This window comes from Flavobacterium sp. N502540 (assembly GCF_025947365.1).
In the GTDB taxonomy this organism is placed as follows: domain Bacteria; phylum Bacteroidota; class Bacteroidia; order Flavobacteriales; family Flavobacteriaceae; genus Flavobacterium.
Map to the genome: position 1 here is coordinate 5,244,627 of NZ_CP110012.1, position 21,762 is coordinate 5,266,388.

Here is a 21,762-nt window from a genome sequence, read left to right on the forward strand (position 1 = left end):
GTTTTAAATATTAAATTTTTCGTACTCCACTTCATCAACCTCATCCATCTGTTTGACTAATTTTTCTACCTCAATCGAAAAAGAAGCTATCGTAAGCTGATGCAATAAAGTCAGAGACACTGGCGGTATACCGAATTTTTTGTAGATTTCATTTTTCATTTTTGCAAGCTTTAAACTGCTTCCCCCCAGAAAAAAGAAATTATCGTTTACACTTATTTCTTCTAATTTTAACAGCTCTTTCCAAATCTCCGTTAACTGCTTTTCGGTCTCATTCCTCGCCAATACAAAAGTGTTTTGACCGCTTATTTTATCATTTTTAAGAAGACGTAATTTTTTAATATCGGCTTTTCCGTTTACCGTCACCGGAATCTTCTTTATGGTCATAAATTTTTCAGGAATCATATAGTCCGGTAAATAGCTTTTCAGGAACGTTCTTAGGGTTACATAATCTATTTTTTCATCACTATTCAGATAGGCTGTCAATTCTTTTTCACCATTTTCAGCTTCATTCAATAACAGTATTGCTTTTTTTACGGACAGATATCTTTCCAGAACATTTTCGATTTCTTTTAAATCGATACGATAGCCTCTAATTTTTATCTGACTATTTTTTCGTCCCATATATTTTAAAGTCCCATCCGGTAGCCATTTTACTAAATCACCCGTTTTGTATAACAAATCGCCCATTTCCGGATCAACAGTATTAGGAACAAACGCTTGGGATGAAAGTACTTTATCATTAAAATAGCCTAACGCAAGTCCGCTTCCTGCAATGTAAAGCTCTCCGACGGCGCCCTGAGGCATTAGCATTTTTTCTTCAGACAAAACATACAATCCTGTATTAGCAATTGGTTTTCCAATGTTTACAATATCATCTTGTTCTAAGAATTGTAAACTGGAGATGATTGCCGTTTCTGTTGGCCCATAAAGATTCCAGATACCGGTAGCGGTTAATTCAACCAATTTATTTTTCAGTTGTTGGTCCAGATCTTCTCCTGCTGCCATAACAACCAGGTTTTCTGTATTTTTCCAGCCTGCATCCAGAAGCATTTTCCATCTTGTAGGCGTTGTAAGCATGTGACTTACTGTATTTTCCTTTAAAAATTTATTCAAATGGTAAATGTCCTTTCCTTGCTCTTCGCTGGTCATTACAACCTGTCCGCCAGTGGCTAAAGGAAGGAAAATTTCCAAGAGTGAAATATCAAATATGAGAGGGGTAACCGCTACAAATTTTATGGTTTGATCTAATGCCAGTTTCTGAATTAAGGAAACCGTTACATTTTCAAGCGAATGATGACTGATCATTACTCCTTTTGGCTTTCCTGTTGACCCTGAAGTAAAAATAACATACGCTAAATCACTTGGATCTATTTCTACAGCTTCAAAAATACCTTCAGTGACATTGGGAACTTTATGAATATCAATTTTTACTATTTCGGAAGAAAAAAGACTCATATTTTCTTTCTGAGCTACCAGCAATTCTGGATTTACTTCGTCTATAATCTGAGTAATTCTTCGGTTTGGAAAACTGGAATCAATTGGTAAAAAAGCAGCTCCGGTTAACAAAATACCCAAAATACCTACTAATTGATCAACAGAACGGTTGATGCACAATGGAATAATCATTCCTTTTTTGGCTCCCTTAGATTGTAAGTAACGGGCAAGATCTTCTGATTTTTGGTAAAGCGCTTCATAGGTTAGAGATGAAACAGCGTCAGAAACAGCAGTTTTACCCGGATGCAGCAGGTATTGTTCTTTAAAAAGCTTTATTACAGAATTCTGAGTATTCTTTCTGATGTTATGCTTTTTAATTCCGCCAACCTCTTTTTGTACAGCGTTAAAAGAATCTTTTAATTTTGTAATTTGAGGTAATCCTTCCAGAACGCTTGTTTTATCAATACCAAAATCAATTAAGCAGGCAATTTCATTTACTCCTGATTTTGCGGCTTTATCCAGTATCGGCAGACTGCTTTCTAAATTCCCGATAAGACAACTTTCTTTAAAATATTTGCTAACCGAAAAGTCCAGTAATTCTTCAATCGATTTTTCTGTTATGTTTTGAAGTAACGGATCGTTCTCATTTTCCAAAACCTCTTTTCCACTCATTTCGATCGACTTTAGCAGGTATTTTTTCATGGATGGTCTTGCCTTTTCCTGAGCTTTCTCTACCGTTTCATCTAGATAAGTGTGCAGCATGAGTACTACTCTGTCACCGCCTTTTTTGTGGTTATTCTCTTTGTACGCCTTTCTGTACACCGCAATTTTTTCCTCCAGCTCTGCAAAAGTGATGTTTAATAATCCAGTCAAAATTCCTGCTCCTATTTCACCTGCTTTTTGATAGGTTTCTACATTTCCTGCGCAGGCAATCCAAACCGGAAGTTCTTTCTGAACAGGCTTTGGCAATATTTTAAAAGATTTTTCTATAGCATCAACTCCTTTAAAATTTACCGAATTTCCTGCCCAAAGAGAATGAACTTCTTCTATCGTATGGAATAAAACATTCTTTCTGTCTTTAAAATTTTCAGGGTAAAAAACGAAGTCATTACTATTCCATCCTGAGGCAAAACAGATCCCCACTCTTCCACCTGAAATATTATCGATTACTGACCATTCTTCGGCTATTCTGATGGGATGATGAAGTCCTGCAACTACGCTTCCTGACCTGATTCCTATATTTTTGGTTCTTGCTGCAATTGCTGCCCCTAAAACACTTGGATTTGGAAAAGGTCCGCCAAACTCATTAAAATGTCGTTCGGGTGTCCAGATTGCACTAAAACCATTAAGATCTGCATAAGCCGCTCCTACCATTACGATTTCATACTGATTGTCTTCTGTTCCTGTATTTCCAAAATAATAAAGACCAAAATCTAACGTTGCACGGCTATCAGTAACTTTTTTCTCCGTTAGAACCACACTTGATTCATTCCTGCTCCATGCTGTGATTCTTTCTCGTTCAACAGGGTCAATACTTTCCAGAACATTTACAGCAACACTATCGTTTGCGATGGTTTCCGTCATTAAATATTCTAAATGATCGGTCATACGCTTTATCGTTTCCTCACGATAGATTCCTAAGTTAAACTCGATTTCATAAAAAAGATCTCCCTCTTTTGACTCCGAAAAATTAAAGGTAAGATCATAAGCAGAATACCCTTCCTTAATCTCTGCAAATTCAACCACTTTTAGTCCTCCGGGAAGAAAATCATCTTCTAAAGAATCGGTGCTAAAGTTTTGTAATACGACGAATACATCAAATATGGTATTTCTGCTCGGATCTCTTTCTACCTGAAGCTGATTTACGATTTCTTCAAAAGGATATTCTCTGTTTTCATAAGCGCTGAAGGCATTCGTATTGACAATATGAAACAATTCCTTAAAGGTATTGTGTCCTTCAAAACGGGTTCGCAAAGCAATTGTATCTGCATAAAAACCAATCTGATCATCCAATTCAGAAAAATCTCTGCCGTATACCGGAAATCCTAAAATAATATCTTTCTGTTCGCTAAACTTATAAAACAGTAAATTAAACAACGTCATCAATCCGGTAAACAAGGTTCCGCCTTCATTTCGGCAATAAGCCTTAAACGGTTTTACTAAATCGGAATTAATAATACGTCTCTGCATACCAACTTCAGAATTTCTTACGGTTGGCCGGGCATGGTCTTCAGGTAATTGCAGCAAAGGCAATTCTCCGCCCAATTGATTGATCCAATATTCTTTTTCTTTACTTAAATCTATATCCTCAAAACGTTTGCTTTTCCATACGGCCACATCTTTGTATTGCAATCTGAGCTCCGGTAATAAATCATCTGTTTGCAGTACTTCGGCTTTATAAAAAAAGAATAAATCCCTCATTAAAATGTTCAAAGATCTGCTGTCGCAAATGATATGGTGTATAATGATATAAAACAACCATCTGTCTTCTTCTAAACGAATTACAAAAATTTTAAGCAAAGGGCCGGTTTGCAGATCAAAGGGTATTTTTCTTTCCTCTTTAATGAGCTCTCCTAATCTTTCTTCGGAGGTATCTTCACCTCTGAAATCAATCTGACTGATCTTAAAATTTATTGCTTCGGTACTTTTGATCCACTGGCATATTTCGCCGCTTTCATTTTCGGCAAAAACCGTTCTAAGACTTTCGTGTCTGGAAATCAATTTCTGACAGGCTTTTTCAAGTGCCGGAATGTCTAATTCTCCTTCAAACTGAAAGCTTTTAGACATGTTGTAGGCATAATTGTCTCCCCAGTTATGGCTTACAATCCACGACCTGGTCTGGGAAGGTGTTAACGGATAATACAAAAGATCCGCTGATGCCAAAGGTATGCTTGCTTCAGTTCTGGTTTCCTGCTGCTGCTGCTGTTTTAAAAAGTCTACAAGTTCAGATTTGCGTACTTTTATTTCCTCCATAACGGCCTCTGAAATTTCTTCCCTTGTATAAGAAATTTTAAGATTATCCTCAGATAGTTGGACGCTAATATTTTCTTCCGTTAAATAATTCAAAAACTGTAGTGTATTCATAATCAATTCGATTTAAGTAGATAGAATAAGGTGCCCTAAGAATATTTTACAATTCTTTTGGTTTAGATTTATGGGACTAAAGGGTTCAATGCTATTTTTTATGCTATTCTGGCATTGCCATTTGGGCTAAATGGTAATCGTTTTTACTTCCTGATTTTGTTTGTTGGTAATGCCTTCGACAGTTTCGATTATTTCTCTCACGGAGCTATGTTCCATAAAATCCATCAGAGATAATTCGACCTGCAATTCATTTTTAATTTTGTTCAGAATTAACATCCCTTTCAGAGAGTCACAACCGATTTCAAAAAGGTCTTTATCCACATCTACTTTTTCTTCTCCAAGAAATTCAACAAACACTGCATGAACAATTTCTGAAGTAGTTTCCTTTTTCTTCTGTGGAATATTCGCTTTCACTTCAACCTTGATTTTTTCCTCTTTTTGAGTAAAAAAATTAAAGTTATCGGGTGTGAGACTGACCACATGCGGATATTCATTTTTCTCGAATTCATAAACCGGCAGTGATGCTTTTGCAGGGTGATTGTTCCCGTAAGTTTCTTTCCAATCTATATTTTCGCCCGACAGCCATAATTTTTTTAATGTATCTTTTAAGATGTCATTTGCATTAACGGCTTTGTCAGTTTGGGATAACGAAATAGAGAAATGGTTCTTTTCTTCAAAATTTTCAGCCGAAATGGTATTTAAAAACTGTGTCAGTTTTGTGCTGTCTCCCATTTCCAAAAGAACAGATGAATTGTTTTGCACAATATCAGTGAAGGATTGCAACGCGTTAACTTCCAGACTTCTGCCATTCACCCAATATTTTGCAGGAGTTAAAATTCCTTCTTTTATAATGATGTCTTTGGCCGCTTGCACAAAAGGAATCTGAGCCGGTTCTATGCTTAACTCCTTTTCATCATACAGTATCATCCCAATTACTTCTTTCAGTTGTAATATTCCGGAAACACAGGCTGCAGTATATTCTCCTATTCCAACACCTGAAGTAAAATTGATACGTATTCCGTATGCTTTCAGTAAATTGGCTAACGTATAACCTGATAACAGTACAAACACTTTCGCGAGTACTTTATCTGCCGATTTGTTACTAACTGTTGTTTCATTCATCCATTTTTTAAGATCATGACTGCCTAACTCCAGTGTCGCAATACTTTGATCTATTTCAGCTCTAAAACCTTCATTTTCTTTGTAGAGGTTGCTGTAAAACCGGATATCATTATCATTTATATGAGGAAAAAATAGGAGTATCGTCTTTTTCTTTTCGTCAACCTTCCCTATATTTTCTTCATTTCCTAAAATATCAGCTTGTAGCAATAACTCCTTTTTGCTTTTACAGCTTATCGCGGCTCTGTAATCAAAATGTTTCTTTCCGGTTTGCAGGGTATAGGCTACTTCCTCCAGAGCAATGTCTCCTTCATTTTTTAGAAATTCCTTAAATTTTAAAAGATAGTTTTGAAGTGAACTTTTCGATTTGGCCGAAAAAAGGAAAAGATTGGATGTTTGTTTTACTGCATTTTTATCTTTTTGCGGGGCTTCTTCTAAAACGACATGCACGTTTGTTCCTCCTATTCCAAAAGAACTTACTCCGGCTCTAAGTGGTGCATTGTCTACCGATTCCCATTTTTGGAGCTCTTTTTGGACATGAAAAGGCCCTTCATTAAAATTGATTTTCGGGTTTGGATTGCTGTAATTTATGGTTCCCGGTATCTGGCGGTATTTTAAACTAAGTGCTGTTTTTATTAAACCTACAACCCCTGCTGCAGTATCGGTGTGTCCAATATTGTTTTTTACCGAACCCAGTACACAGTTATGTTCTTTATTATTTTCAAAAGCCATATTAAGTGCTTCCACCTCAATCGGATCACCCAATGTTGTACCCGTTCCGTGTGCTTCTACATAACTCACACTATCAGAAGATATTCCGGCCATTTTATGGGCTAATCTTATGCATTCCATTTCTCCTTCAACACTTGGAGCTGTATATCCTACTTTTCTGTTTCCGTCGTTATTGGCGGCACTTCCTTTAATTACGGCATAAATATTGTCTTTATCTTCTATGGCCTCTTCCAGTCGTTTAAGCACCACAATCCCAACGCCTTCACTACCTATGGTTCCGCTGGCTTCTTTATCAAATGCTCTGCAGTGTCCGTCTTTCGAATAAATAGCTCCTTCTTTGTATTCGTAACCTGCTCGGGGCTCCAACATTAAAGAAATTCCTCCGGCCAAAGCTACTTTTGCTTCTCCGAATAAGAGTCCGCGACAAGCCAAATGAACCGCTGAAAGTGAAGTAGAACAAGCGGTGTTGATTGAAAATGAAGGGCCTTTTAAATTTAATTTATAGGATGTTAAAGTGGGCAAATGATCTTTGTTTGTTATAAAATCAAGCGTAAGACCATCTAATTTACTGCTATCACTATTCAAAGTAACATGAGCCTTCCAGGGTGTATGATCACCGCTACCCACATAAATACTAATTGCCGATTCAGACAGACATCCGGCATCTTCCAAAGCTTCCCAAGCCGATTGCAAAAACATACGATGCACCGGATTCATCAGGGATGCTTCATAAGGTGTAAAACCAAAAAATGCAGCATCAAAATTTCCTTTGTTTCCTACTTCTGCTATAACCGGAATGTGCAAATTATTCCCGGTTTCCTTTTTAATAAAGCCTCTTTTGAGAAGTTCTTCTTCTGATAAGGTATCAACGGACTCTTCTCCTTTCGAAATATTATTCCAAAACGTTCTCCAGTCATCTGCTCCCGGCACGTGACATGACATTCCTATTATCGCAATTTCTAAACCTGTGTTATCGTTTGTTGCCATTTGAATTTACTTTATTGAGATACTTCTTAATTTATTTGCTCCTTCTTTTTTAATATTGACATGGTCTGATTTACTATGCTCACAGACTTTGAATTCTTCTCGTCTACTTTTTCAAGATTGGGTTCTACATCTTGTGTGATATGATTGGTAAGTGCTTCTATATTGCTAAACTTAAATGCGTTGAGTACTTTTAAGTCTATATCCAATTCTTTATTGATTACCCGAACCATTTTCATAAGAGAAATGGAATTACCTCCAATTTCAAAAAAATTATCCTGTATGCCTATATTTTCATTGCCCAGGATTGTTTTCCAGATGTTCAGTATTTTTGCTTCCAACTCGGTTTTAGGCAAAGTATACTGTTCGCTTTTGGTGGTTTGCTGACCTAAACGCAATAGCGCTTTGGCATTTGTTTTTCCATTGATCAGGATCGGAAATTCGTCTACCCAAATTATTTTTGAAGGAATCATGTACAAAGGCAATTTTTGCTGCAGGTATTTTCTTAATTCCCTTTCCTCCAGTTTTTCAGCTCCTGTATAAAAAGCAAGTATTCTTTTTTGATCTTCATTTTGATTGTCCGCTAAAACTATGGCCTTTTTAATTGTTTCATGTTCCTGAAGCGCCATTTCGATTTCACCAAGCTCTATACGATATCCGTTTAATTTAATCTGACTGTCTTTTCGGCCTATGAATTCAATAACTCCATCAAAATTCCAGCGCGCTAAATCACCCGTTTTATAAAGTTTCTTTCTTGAAAAGAAATCAGTCATAAAAACTTCTCTTCCTCCGCCTTCATTATTTAAATATCCGTTCGCCACTTGTTCTCCCGCAATACAAATTTCTCCGGGAACTCCTATTGGCACCAGATTATTTGCTGTATCCAGGAGGTATATTTTCGAGCCTTTATTAGGTATTCCTATCAGTTGCGGATTGTAACTTTTCTGTTTCTTCAAATAAGTTTGTCCGGTTATAAAAATGGTTCCCTCAGTAGGTCCGTAAAGTACATGAATAGAAGCATTAGGAAATATCTTAAATAAATCTTCCAAAGTTTCGTTGGAAGAAGCTTCTCCTCCCATAAATACTTTTGCAACATGTGAAAAACGATCTGCAATGTCAAAATCAATAATATAATCCAGCAATTGCCTCATTAAAACCGGTACGGCATGAAAGGCATTGATCTTTTCAATTTCTTTGTTCAAAAGTGCAAGATCTTGTATCGTCTCAGAACTTAATACCGTGATGGTACCGCCTATGGCTAAAGGATAAAAAACTTCGAAGAAAAAAATATCAAAGGAGTTTGAGGCTAAAACCGGAAAATGTGCCTTGCTATCTGTGCCGAATTTTTTTCTGCAATTGGCCAAAAGAACACTAAAATTCTGATGCGTAACCATAACTCCTTTCGGCTTTCCTGTAGACCCTGAGGTATAGATGGTGTACGCTATTTGAGAAGGTTTTATTTCTATGTTTATCGCATCATTATGCTGAGAAGAGTTTTCAAATTCTTTGATCGTATCTTCATGAACTACCAGCACACACTGACTGCTTTCTACTATGATTTTTTTTCTTTCTTCCGGAAAATGAATGTCAATTGGAACATAAACAGCACCCAATTTAAAAATGGCCAAAATGGTTACGATTAACATTTCTGATCTCTCTAATGCTACTGCAACAAAATCATTCTCTTTTATGCCACAATTCTGAATGAGGTAATGCCCAAGTTTATTGCTTTTTTCATCTAATTCCTGATAACTAAGGGATTCTCCATTATACTTTACAGCCGTTTTATTTGGATGTTTTAAGACCTGTTTGGAAAAATAACAGATGATGTTATTATTGGCTGTAATCTCAAAAGTCTCTCTGTTGAAATCAAAGAATAATCTGTTTCTTTCTTCTCCTGCTACTAAATCAATTTCAGAAAACAAACTGTCCGGATTTTCGAGAACCTGAAGGTAAATATGCTCAAAACATTTTTTTAAGTTTTCTATAAACTCACGACTGTATTTTTGTGCATTATAGGTAAACCTTAATACGGTATCGATCCCCGGAACTATAGCCAGCGAAAAATTATAATTCGTTTTTTCGAATGCTTCTACAGCTGCTACTTGTAAAGTGTCCTGAGCCGAATTAACCAGCTCGTCTTCTTCGTATTCCTGCGACGGGTAATTTTCATAAACAACCAAAGTATCGAACAACTGTTGTCCTAAATTACTCTTGGATTGTATTTCTGCCAGTTGGATATAATGATTCGGAATACTTTTTATAGCGTCTTTTTGAGTATCAATCAAGATATTCTTTATTGTTTCTTCTGACTTAAATTTTATCCTTACCGGAATCGTATTAATAAAAAGCCCCAACATTTCTTCTATTCGCTCTACTTCTGAAGGTCGGCCCGAAACTACACTCCCAAAAACAACATCATCCGTATCATTATATTTGGCAAGGAGTATTCCCCAAATGGTCTGAATAAAAATATTCTCCGTAATCCCTAGTTTTCGGCAGAGTGCTGTAACCGAATCTTTATTTTTTCCAGCCAGGGTATAAAATATTTTACCTTCCTCTTCCTGGCTGTTTTGATTTCCGGGGTTAAAGAATGGAATTCCGGTATTGGTTTCAAATCCGGAAAGATATTCTTCCCAATAAGCCGCTATACCTTTTTTATCCAATTGCATTAGCCACTTGCTGTATGCTGAATAACTTGGCGGTGGCGGTAACTTGATCCCCTGACCTGCCAATAAACATTTGTAGACGTAAAAAAAATCCTTTATTAGGAGCTCTATACTCCAGCCATCTAAAATAATGTGATGGTAACTCCAGATAAACTCAAATACATTTTCCTTCAGCTTGATAACTGTGAGTCTTATTTGTGAGCCTTTGTGAAGATTAAATCCTTTTTTTTGATCTGATTTTTTGAAATTTTCCAGAGAAAAATTTTCATTGGTACTCTCATCCAGATAATAAAAACCGGAAGGAACACTATCCAATACCACTTGTAAAATATCGTTTACGGTAGTGTTGTTAAAACAAGTTCTTAGTGCATCGTGCCTTGACACTAAAAAATCAAATGTTTGTTGTAATAATTCAACCTCAACTTTCCCATAAATGTGATAGCAGGATTGTTCAAAATACTCATTTTCTGAAACATGCCAGCGGAAAAAAATTCCTTCCTGTAATGGGTTCAGTGCATATATTTCTTTAATTTTCATAGATTAGATAAGGGGCTTTATGTATCGTATTGAAATTTGCAGCAATGACAGGACTGCACAAAGGGCACGAATTTTAAAACGAAGAAAAAATCTGTGACAATCCGGCCAATCGCTATGCGCTGCAGCTTATTTATTTTAAGATTTTATGTTTCATCAAATTGTGATATTCTCATTTTCAACATCTTCAAGTTCTTCGTTATTGACCCAAATCACATTGTCAATTTCATTCGCTAAACTCTCTACAGTTGGATTGTTGAACAAATCGGATATTGCAAGTTTCACCTCAAATTCATTATTGATAAGGTTAAACATTTTTACAGCTTTTAAACTGTGTCCGCCTAAATCAAAGAAGTTATCTCTTAGTCCTATTTTTTCTATTTCTAAAACATCTTCCCATATTTTAACCAGTGTTTTTTCGGTAGTGGTATCAGGAGCAACATACTCTTCACGTTCTGTTTCCAAGCTGGTAATTTCCGGAAGTTTAGCTCTGTCTATCTTTCCATTGATGTTTAACGGAAATTCCTGTAAAAAGACAAAATGATTCGGAATCATGTATTTTGGCAACTGGGTTCTAAGCCAGTTTTTTAAAGAGTTACTTTCTAAATCATCATCTGTAATGACATAGGCAATTAATTTTTTTTCAGCTGCCGTGCCGTCTGTTATAACAACCAATGAAGAAAATATGGATTGGTGCGTGCATAAGATATTTTCGATTTCTCCGAGTTCTATTCGGTACCCTCTTAATTTTACCTGATTGTCTTTTCTTCCAATAAATTCTATTGTATTGTTATTAGTCCATCTTCCTAAATCACCCGTTTTGTAGAGTCTTTCCGCTGTTTTGTAAGGGTTTTTTATGAATTTTGAATGGGTTAGTTCGGCATTGTTCAGATAACCTCTCGCGAGACCATCACCTCCTACGCATATTTCACCAATGGCTCCTTTAGGTACCAGCTGATGGTTTTTATCCATAATGTAAACCGTACTATTACTTATCGGAACACCTATGGGAACGGAGGTTTTGATCGGTAAGTCAATGGTATGGGTTATCGAAAATGTTGTGTTTTCCGTAGGCCCATAACCATTGACGACTACTAATTCAGGATAAGTACTTTTGAGTTTCGTAATATGGTGGGGAGACAAAACATCTCCTCCGCATACTATTGTTTTTAAGTTTTTGAATAAGATGAGGTTTTCGTCTACCAACTGATGTAACCAGCCGGCGGTAAACCACATTATAGTAACTTTTTCATTTGCAACGACTTCGTTCATCCCTCTTACTGATAATAGGGTGTTTTCGTCGCAAATAACCAGAGTGCCTCCATTTAAAAGCATTCCCCAATACTCGAAAGTACTGGCATCAAACGAAAAAGCTCCTGTAGCCAGTAATACTTCTTCTCCGGTTAGGTTTATAAAATTGGTATTTTTAACCAGTCGAACAACGCTTTGCTGTTCTATTAAAACTCCTTTTGGTTCTCCGGTAGAACCTGAGGTGTACATGACATAAGCCAGATCATTTGCTTTCGCGTAGGTACTTTCAAACTTAGAAGAATAATCCGTTTGTGATTTTACAAAATCTTCTATCAGATCTGCTGCAATCAAACATTCGGCATTAGCATCTTTAATGATGTAACTGATTCGTTCCTGAGGATAATCAGTCGAAATAGGTACATAAGCACAACCCAATTTTAACAGGGCCAAAATACTTATGATCTGCCACTCGTTCTTTGGCAGATAAATGGCTGCCAGATCTCTTTTTATTTTGTAATTCTCTTCTAAATAATTGGCCAACTGATTGGCAACATTATTAAGTTCCTGATAAGTGTATCTCTGTTTTTTGTATACGAGAGCTGTTTTTTCGGGTGTCAGGGCAGCCTGCTTTTCAAACAATTCTATAATCGATGCTTCCTTCGGGTAATCGGTTTGATGACCGTTTATTTCTTCCAGTAAATGTTGCTTTTCGGCCTGTGTCAGACAATCGATAGCGCTTATCTTTTGGCCTCCGTTTAGGGTAACCTGTACTAGTATTTGCTCTAAATGATTAAGCAATGAAGTGATTTTTTCTGAAGAGAATATATCGGTGTTGTATTGTAAGCTTAGCGTAAGTTTAGATTCCGTTATTAAAAAATCAAACGTTAAATCAAATTTGGCACTTACCCCGTTTCCAACCACATCAATAATAGTATCATAAGTTGCTGCATCTGAAGGCTCATTATTTTCTTCTCTGGCCGTAACTACGATGTCAAACAAAGGGTTTCTGCTGGCATCATACTTAATATTCAGGAGCTTAATTAACTCATCGAGTGGAAATTTTTGGTATTCTTTGGCGTTGATTACATTTTCTTTTATTTGTTTTAAAGTTTCTGTAAACGAAGCGTTTTCATCTAAATGAGTTCGCAATGGAATTGTATTGGCATAAAATCCAATCTGATCAAACAATTCGGGATAATCACGGTTTACAATCGGGCTTCCTGTAATGATATCCTGATCGCCGGTATTTTTATAGATAAGAATATTGGTTACGGCTAAAAAGACCATGAAGAGCGAAACTTCTTCGTTTTCACACAACGTATTTAAATCTTTTAAAATATTGCCTTTTAAAACTTTTGAAATCACTCCGCCATTATGGGTTTTAATATTGGGTCTTTTTTGATCTCCCAATTCACTCAGGATTGGCAAATTGCCTTCAAATTGTTTCAACCAGTAATTTTTATCCGCTTCAATGGCATCGCTTTTAATCATGCTTTGCTCCCACACAGCATAATCCTTAAACTGTATGGCTAATGGCGGTAAAATAATGTCTCTTTTTTCGTTGTACTTTTCATATAAGGCGTACAGCTCTTTTACAAAAACATCTGTTGACCATCCGTCAAAAATGATATGGTGAAAAATGATGCCGATGATCCATTTGTCGTCTTTAACGCTTATCAATGCCGCTTTCATCAAAGGAGGTGTTTCTAAATTAAAAGAGACATCGCCAGTTTCTATAAGTGCTTTTTGCAAATCTTTTTCTAAGGTTTCGCTATTGCGCAAATCCAAATACTGGATTTTTAACGGTTCGATTTTTTGGATCGGAATGATAATTTGTCTTGGTTCACCACTTTCATTTGTAATAAAAGCAGTTCTTAAAACTTCATGTCGTTCTAATAAGCTGTTCAATGCCTTAGTAAAAGATTCTACGTTTACAGGTTTATTTTTAACGTCTATTATCCTGATATTGTAAGCCTTATTAGCCTGAGTATCTATAGAACATATATTGTACATTCTGTATTGAGAAGACGATAAAGGGTAACTCTCTGCTATTTCTGCATTAGGGATCGATAACGTATAACCGTTTTTAGCACTATCAATAAATACAGCCTGCTGCTCTATGGTAGGATGAATGTAAATTTCCTTGATATTGAGATGCATGCCAAAATTCACAAAAATCTGATTGGACAGTTTAATCATTTTCAGACTGTGTCCGCCTAAATGGAAAAAATTGTCCTGAATTCCGATTACTTTGCGATCCAGAATACGCTGCCATATTTCTGTTAGTTTTATTTCGGTATCCGTTACGGCCTGAACGTATTCTACTTCTCTTATTGCATTGGCATCTAACGGATTTGGCAGTTTTTTCGCATCTAGTTTTCCGTTTACAGTTAGCGGAATCTCATCTAATTGGATGTAGTAATCCGGAATCATAAAGGAAGGCAGTATACCTTTCAGAAATTGAATCAGCTCTTGCGTATCCATTGGTTTTGTGGCCTTTAAGTAGGCTACAATTTCTTTTTCATCACCTGAAACTGTGATTGTTTTCACAACAGCAAAATCTACCTGTTCATTCGACAATAGAGCATTTTCTATTTCTTCCAACTCTATTCGATATCCTCTAACTTTAACCTGATTGTCTTTTCTGCCTACAAATTCTATTTTACCATTTGCAAGTCTTTTAACCATATCGCCTGTTCTATAAAGCTTTTCATCAGCCTTAAAAGGGTTTACGATAAATTTTTCGGCCGTAATTTCTTCTTTATTCAAATAACCTCTTGTTACCTGATTTCCTGAAATACATAATTCTCCTATGCTGTAAAACGGACATAGTTTTAAATGATCGTCCAATACATAAGTTGCGTTATAGGCATTACTTTGTCCTATTACCGCATTTGGAAATTGCTTTACGCTTGGCAAATAACTTTCGGACGTGATAAAAATCGATCCTTCAGTTGGTCCGTACAGCACGTTTATGACAGCATTGACAAATACTTCTCTTATTTCTTCGAGAATTCCGACAGGTATTTTGTCTCCTCCAATAAAAATCGATTCTATATGATGGTAGGATTGCTGGCTTTTGTTTGTTTTTATATGATCGATAACCGCTCTCATTAGCGTTGGTACGGCATGAAAACTATTTGTTTGTCTGAGAATTTTGGAGAGATCCTCCATGTCTTTTATTTCCTCGTTGGGTACCATCACTACTTTTCCTCCTGCTAATAGGGGATAAAACAATTCGAAAAGAAAAATATCAAACGAATTGGATGCCAGCAAAGGCATTACGGGTTTTTGAGAAATAACAAAACGGTTTTTTGTATTGACTAGTAAAGCACTGATACTTCTATGCTCTACAAGTACTCCTTTCGGTTTTCCTGTTGACCCCGAAGTATAGATAAGATAGGCTAAATCGGATGGGGAAATGATCGCTTTTGATACCGTCAAATTGGCCTTTGGATATTCTCTGAAACGATCGATAAAATCCTCATTAATAATAATCGAACTGTTGGTATCTTCCAAAATATAATCTACCCTGTCCTGTGGCAAATTAATATGCAGAGGAACGTATACAGCACCGGCTTTTAAAGTTCCTAATAAGGCAACAATAAGCCAGTCGCTTCGGTCCAGCTGCAATGCAATAAAATCTCCGGACTGTACTTTATGTTCTGATATTAGAAAAGCGGCAAACTGATCTGCCAGTACATTTAATGCTCCAAAGCTGTACTGTGCTTCCCCATACACTAAAGCAATATGATCCTGATTTTCCTTCACAACATTTTCAAACAGTTCGACCAAAGTATATTCGGGAGAAATCTCTTTCAACATATCGTGACCGGATAAAGACAACACTGCTTCTTTTTCTGATTCTTTTAGAAGTTCTACTTCCGAAATCGCAATATCAAAGTTTTCTACTACAGTGTTTATGACTTGTTCGAAATGAGCCTTAAGCGCTATAATAGCCTCTTCTTTATATTTTTCGGCATTAAAAGTAAAACGGATACTGATTTCTTCTCCGGGAATAATTGCGAGTGAAAAATCATAGTTCTCTCCTTCGTATAATTCCGTTTCCAGCAGTTTAATATTTGTTTTTTCGTTGTCGGCCAGTTCATTGGCTACAACTTCGGCAGTCATATAGTTTTCAAAAACAATGATGTGATCAAACAAAGACTGATTGTTGTTTACGCTTCTTTGTGTATCACTAATCGCCTGGTAATGATAAGGTAAACTTTTTATGGCCTGCTCCTGTGTCTGCAATAAGATTTGTTTTACCGTAGTCTGACGGTCAAATGAAATCCTTACCGGAATTGTATTTATAAAAAGTCCTATAATATTGGCCACGTCATAAATCTCAGCAGGTCTGCCCGATACTACTCCGCCAAAAACCACATCATTTGTATTGTTGTACTTCGCCAGTAAAATTCCCCAAATCGTCTGAAAAAAGACATTTTCGGTAATACTATTCTCCTGACAGAAAACGGCCAGTTTTTCTCTTAAACTTCCGCCAATGGTATAGAATATTTCTCCCGGTGTAAAAGTTTCCGTATTTTGTTTTGGAAAGGGTAACGTATTTAAGCCCTGAAACCCCTCCAGATAACCGTTCCAATATTGCAATGATTTTTCTTTGTCATTCTTCATCAGCCATTTTACATAGTCTGAATACGGGGTTGCTTTAGGTAAAATGTTCTTTTTTCCCTGAAGCAAGCCTTCATAAAGTGCAAAAAACTCACCAATTAAAATGCTTATACACCAACCGTCCATAATAATGTGATGATGGCTCCAAATTAGTTCATACTGGTTTCCACTCGTTTTTAAAACGGTCAGCCGCATCTGTGAACCTGTAGCAAGGTCAAAGCCTTTTGCAATATCCTGCTCTTTTACAGCTGCAATCGTTTCAGTTGTATTTCCGGTGATGTCCAGATACGTAAAATTTGAAGGTACTTCGTTTTGAACAATCTGTAAAAGATCTTCGCCCACATTATCCCGAAAACAAGTTCTGAGCACATCATGTCTTGCAATCAGCTGATCGTAACTTTCCTTAAGATAGTTGATATCCAATTCAGCTTGTATTTTATAAGATGACTGTTCAAAATACATTGATTTAGAAAGTTTCCAATGGAAATAAATTCCTTCCTGCAATGGCGTTAACGGGTATATATCTTTAATTTTCATAGCTTTTTTACTAATACGGTTACAGCATTTTATTTAATTCTTCCAGACTGCTCAGGTCTAAACCTTTATAGGTAAAATCAACAGGGGTTAGATGGGTTTCTTTTTCTTCGGAAAGGCTTGAAATCAAAGATTCCAATTCGTATTTATAGGCTTCTTTTAAAGTTTCTATGGTTTCATTTCTGAAATAGTTCGTATTAAACGAAAGCATGATCTGAAGCTGGCCATTAATTAAAATTCCCGATACATCCAGTGTTCCTGTTCTTTCCGTATTAGCTGCTATTTCTTTTCCTTTAGGGACATCTGTAAATTGAAAGATTTGATCTTCTTTGTTCGATTGTCCTAAATCAAAATCACCCAAATAGTTAAAGGACACATCCGCATTTATAGTTAAGTCGCAATCCTTTAAGTATTTTAGAATGCCAAATCCAATGCCTTTGTTCGGAATTCGATGCAATGTTTCTTTTACTTCTATTAATTGACCGATGTTATCCTGTTTCTTTTTAAGAGTAATTAATACGGGATAAATGGTGGTAAACCAGCCTACCGTTCTGGTGATGTCTATTTCTGAGTTAATATCTTCTCTTCCGTGACCTTCCAGCTGAATTGCTACCTTATCGATATCAAAATTTTTACCGATTGCCAGTGATAAACCTGCAATTAAAACATCGTTTATATTGGTTTTATAGGCTTTGTGTGCTTCAGTCAACAATTTTTCAGTAAAACTTTGATCGAGTTGAAATACTTTTGTTTCAAAATCTTTGTAGAAATTATTTCCCTGATAATCAAAGTCCTTCGGGAGCTCAGAAGTACTGAATTGTGTGGCTTCGTTTATAGAAGACCAATACACTTCTTCTTCCATCATGGTCATTGAATTGGCATATTCCAGCTGTTTTTCCTGCCAGTATTTTAAGGAATGTGTTTTTAGTGGTAATTCTAATGCTGTTCCCGCCTCGTACTGCGCATATAAAGTCATTAAATCTTCTAAAATAATTCTCCAGGATACACCGTCAATCACCAGGTGATGAGAAAGCAGCAACAAGTAATCGGCCTCTTCTTTCTTTAATAAAACCACTTTAAACAACGGTCCTTTTTCTAAATCGAAGGAAGATTGATAAACATCACAAATGGTTTCAAATTCAGAAGCTGTAACGTTGGAGTGAACATGCAGTTGGAATTCGAATTCCTCATTTTTGATTTCCTGAATCCAGTCGTTCTCTTCCTCTTTAAATACCGCCCTTAAAGCATCATGCTGTGCCGTTAGCTTTTGAAAGATCTGTGTTAATCCTTCTTCAGACAATGACTTCGACGATTTTAACAAGATCGATTGGTTGAAATGGTTTTTAGACTGTGAAGTCACTTCAAAGAAATATTTCTGAATTGGGGTAAGCGGAATGGTTCCTTCAACTGCATTTTGGTCTATTACCTGCTTTGCCAGTTTTACATGGAGGGCCAATTCCTGTATGGCCGTATATTGCATAACGTCCTGTACCGTTAATACAAAACCAAGTTGTTTTAATTTGGAGATAATTTGTATGGCTTTTATAGAGTCTCCTCCCAGAGCAAAAAAATCATCTTTTACACCCACACTCTCTTTTTTTAGTACGTCGCAAAATACCTGTGCCAGTTTAGTCTCTATCTCATTTGATGGAGCCGTGTACTCATTATCATTTATAAGATTTTCATCTGTTAATAAAACTATTTTTTTCTTATCCACTTTTCCATTTATCGTTAAAGGAAAAGTTTTAAGTTGTACATAATAAGCCGGAATCATGTAATTAGGTAATTTCCCGGATAACGAATAACGTAAATCGATTACTTTTTCTTTTTTATCAGAAATAATATACGCCACCAGCTCAGTATCTCCTTTTTGATCTGATTTGGCCAAAACAAGTGCCTGACTGATTCCTGGAAGCGCTTCTAAATTTGCTTCAATTTCTCCTAATTCTATTCGATATCCTCTTACTTTAACCTGCTCATCAATACGTCCTAAATATTCTAACTCTCCCTCAAAAGTCCATTTTGCCAGATCTCCTGTTTTGTACAATCTTGAAGCACCGCCTTCAAAAGGATTGGCGATAAAACGTTCATTCGTTAATTCGGGACGATTCAGATATCCTCTGGTAACACCATCTCCTGAAACGTAGAGTTCTCCCTTTACCCCTATTGGTATCAGATTCATTTTATCGTCTAAAACATAACAGCCCAATGTTGGTATAGGTTTTCCTATTATGTTTAGATTATTTTCAATTTCTTTATCCGTTACCACTTTAAAGGTCACGTGAACTGTTGTTTCGGTAATACCATACATATTTACCAGAACACAATTTTCATATCGTTCCTTCCATTGTTTCAAACCATTTGGCTGTAGCGATTCGCCCCCGAATATGGTGTATCGTAATTTTAAATGCTGATTATTACTGATGGCTTCTCGTTCCAAAATCTGAAAAGACGATGGAGTACTATTCAAAACAGTTACTTTTTCTTCTTCTAATAATTTTGCGAACAGCCTTAAATCGGCTCTCATTTCGTTTGGAACGATGATTAATTTCCCTCCAAAAAGCAATGCTCCAAATATTTCCCAAACCGAAAAATCAAAACAAAAAGAGTGAAACATGGTCCATATATCCGTAGATCCAAAATCAAACAGCTCTTCTGAAGCTTTAAACAAGCTAACCACATTTTGATGTTCTACCAGAGCACCTTTTGGTTTTCCGGTTGTTCCGGAAGTATATATTACATAAGCTAACTGATTCGATTTTATAGTAACAGACGGATTGTTTACAGCCACTGACTGATCGTCGAAAGTATCTAAACAGATGAGTTCTATAGGGCCAAAAAATGCTGCATGCGATTCTGTCGTGATTAATAATCTCGAAGAGGTATCCTCAATAATATAATCAATACGCTCTTTTGGAAAAGTTGGATCAATAGGAACATAAACCGCTCCGGCTTTAAGAACGCCAATGATACCAATAATCATTTCTAAAGATCTGTCTAAACATATTGGGATTAATTCTTCACTTTTTACATTACGGGCAATTAAATAGTTGGCCAGTCGATTTGATCTCTCGTTTAATTCTTTATAGGATAAAGTTTCGTCCTTAAAGGCAACTGCTATTGAATCCGGATTCTGATTCACCTGATTGTCAAACAGGTCTAAAATATTTTGTTCTTTATCAAAATCAAATGCACTTCTTCTGGATAATTCTAAAATTTGATTTTTACCTGCCTCGTCGATATACTCTAATTTTGCAATTTCTTCCGTAGGGTTGTTTACGATTGAAGCTATTAGGATCGACGTATAATCTGAAATTTTAGAAATTAAAGCTTCTGAGAATAAATCGGTATTGTACTGAATGTTTAAAACTAAACTGTCTTCTTTTTTATGAAAGGCAAAAACGACATCAAAACGACTGGTTTTAGCTTCTTCCTCTAATTCATAAGCCTGAACCTGGAGTCCTTCTAAGCCTATATTTTTTTTGCGGTCATCATTTTCTCCGTAAATCACCTGAACGTCAAAAAGAGGATTTCTGCTCGGGTCTCTTTTTAAATTTAGCTCTTTAACCAATGACGCAAAAGGAAACATTTGGTGCTCATAAGCGTTAAGAATCTGCTTTTTGGTATACTCTAATAATTCCAAAAAGCTATTTTCTTTTTGAAACTGCATTCGCATGGCTAATGTATTGCCGTAGTAGCCTATTTGATTTTGTAAATCAGCATCTTCTCTTCCGGAAACTGGTGTTCCAATTACAATATCTTCCTGAGTCGATAATTTGTATAAAAGAGTATTGATTACAGCCGTTAGTCCCATAAACATGGTTGCTCCGTTTTCTCTTATCAGTTTTTCAATAGCCGCAGATCCTTTTGCATCTATCTTTTTCTCTACAGTATTTCCGTTAAATGTTTGAAGAATAGGTCTTTTTTTATCTACAGGCAGAGTAAGAACCGGCAATTCTCCACTGAATTGGTCAAGCCAGTACTCTTTGAGATCGTCGTATTTTTTTCCGCTAAGCTGTTGATTTTCCCATACCGCATAATCCTTATATTGTATTCTTAATGCATTTAGATTACTGGTTCTGTTTTGTTTTTTGGAATTGTACAGCTCCAAAATTTCTGAAATAAATATATTCATAGACCAGGCATCTATAATAATATGATGGATGGTATAAGTAAAAACCCATTTATTTGCTGCTAGTTGGTATAATTTAGTTCTGAAAAGAGGACCTTTTGACAGATTAAAAGGAGTTGAAACATCTGCAGAGATATATTTCCTTAAGGTTTCATCGCTATTAGCAGTATGTTGCAGATCCTGCCGTTCAATTGAAAAATCAAGAGCCGAAACCTCTTTAATAACCTGACTTACTACTGATTCATTATCCTCTTCAAAAATCGTCCTTAAACTTTCATGCCTCAAGACAACTTGTTTTAAAGCATCATTTAATAAATCAAAATCTAATGTTCCTTCAAAAATATATCCTTCAACCGAATTGTAAGCGGCATTTCCTTTTTCGGACTGACTTAAAATCCAAAGTCGTAACTGAGACGAAGACAGCTCATATTTAGCATTAGGGCTTATGGCAGCTTGCGGAATGGCAGCAGCTTTGTCGTATTTGTACTGATTGATAAAACTAATTAATTCGGCTTTGTTTCTTTTTATTTCATCAATAATATCCGGAGTCAATGCACCTGCAGGAGCCTTAATGTCAAGATTATTGTCTTTTACGTCAATGTGAATGTTTTGTTCTTTTAGTTTTAAATATAAATCTGATGCCATAAGATGAATTAT

The 21,762-nt window shown here is 36.2% G+C and carries 5 protein-coding genes; all 5 read right to left on the bottom strand.

All coding sequences use genetic code 11. From position 1 onward, the window contains the following. Nucleotides 1-3: 3 nt before the first annotated feature. Nucleotides 4-4,518, bottom strand: a complete 4,515-nt coding sequence (locus OLM58_RS21620; RefSeq protein WP_264530609.1) for a MupA/Atu3671 family FMN-dependent luciferase-like monooxygenase — start codon at nt 4,516-4,518, stop codon at nt 4-6. A 126-nt stretch (nt 4,519-4,644) separates the two neighbouring features. Further along, nucleotides 4,645-7,356 (bottom strand): beta-ketoacyl synthase N-terminal-like domain-containing protein, encoded by a 2,712-nt coding sequence (locus OLM58_RS21625; protein WP_264530610.1) that lies wholly within the window; start codon nt 7,354-7,356, stop codon nt 4,645-4,647. A gap of 26 nt (nt 7,357-7,382) precedes the next feature. Next, entirely contained in the window at nt 7,383-10,559 is a 3,177-nt protein-coding gene (locus OLM58_RS21630) for a non-ribosomal peptide synthetase (RefSeq protein ID WP_264530611.1), read from the bottom strand. Between the two features lie 153 nt (nt 10,560-10,712). Next, a complete protein-coding gene (locus tag OLM58_RS21635) occupies nt 10,713-16,976 on the bottom strand; it encodes a non-ribosomal peptide synthetase (RefSeq protein ID WP_264530612.1) in 6,264 nt (2,087 codons plus the stop codon). A 19-nt stretch (nt 16,977-16,995) separates the two neighbouring features. Continuing rightward, a complete protein-coding gene (locus tag OLM58_RS21640) occupies nt 16,996-21,750 on the bottom strand; it encodes a non-ribosomal peptide synthetase (RefSeq protein WP_264530613.1) in 4,755 nt (1,584 codons plus the stop codon). Nucleotides 21,751-21,762: the final 12 nt, after the last annotated feature.

Excerpts from the sequence above, each read along its gene's own strand:
- OLM58_RS21635 (WP_264530612.1), bottom strand. The coding sequence starts at position 16,976 with ATGAAAATTAAAGATATATACCCGTTAACGCCATTGCAGGAAGGAATT.
- OLM58_RS21620 (WP_264530609.1), bottom strand. The coding sequence starts at position 4,518 with ATGAATACACTACAGTTTTTGAATTATTTAACGGAAGAAAATATTAGC.
- OLM58_RS21630 (WP_264530611.1), bottom strand. The coding sequence starts at position 10,559 with ATGAAAATTAAAGAAATATATGCACTGAACCCATTACAGGAAGGAATT.
- OLM58_RS21640 (WP_264530613.1), bottom strand. The coding sequence starts at position 21,750 with ATGGCATCAGATTTATATTTAAAACTAAAAGAACAAAACATTCACATT.
- OLM58_RS21625 (WP_264530610.1), bottom strand. The coding sequence starts at position 7,356 with ATGGCAACAAACGATAACACAGGTTTAGAAATTGCGATAATAGGAATG.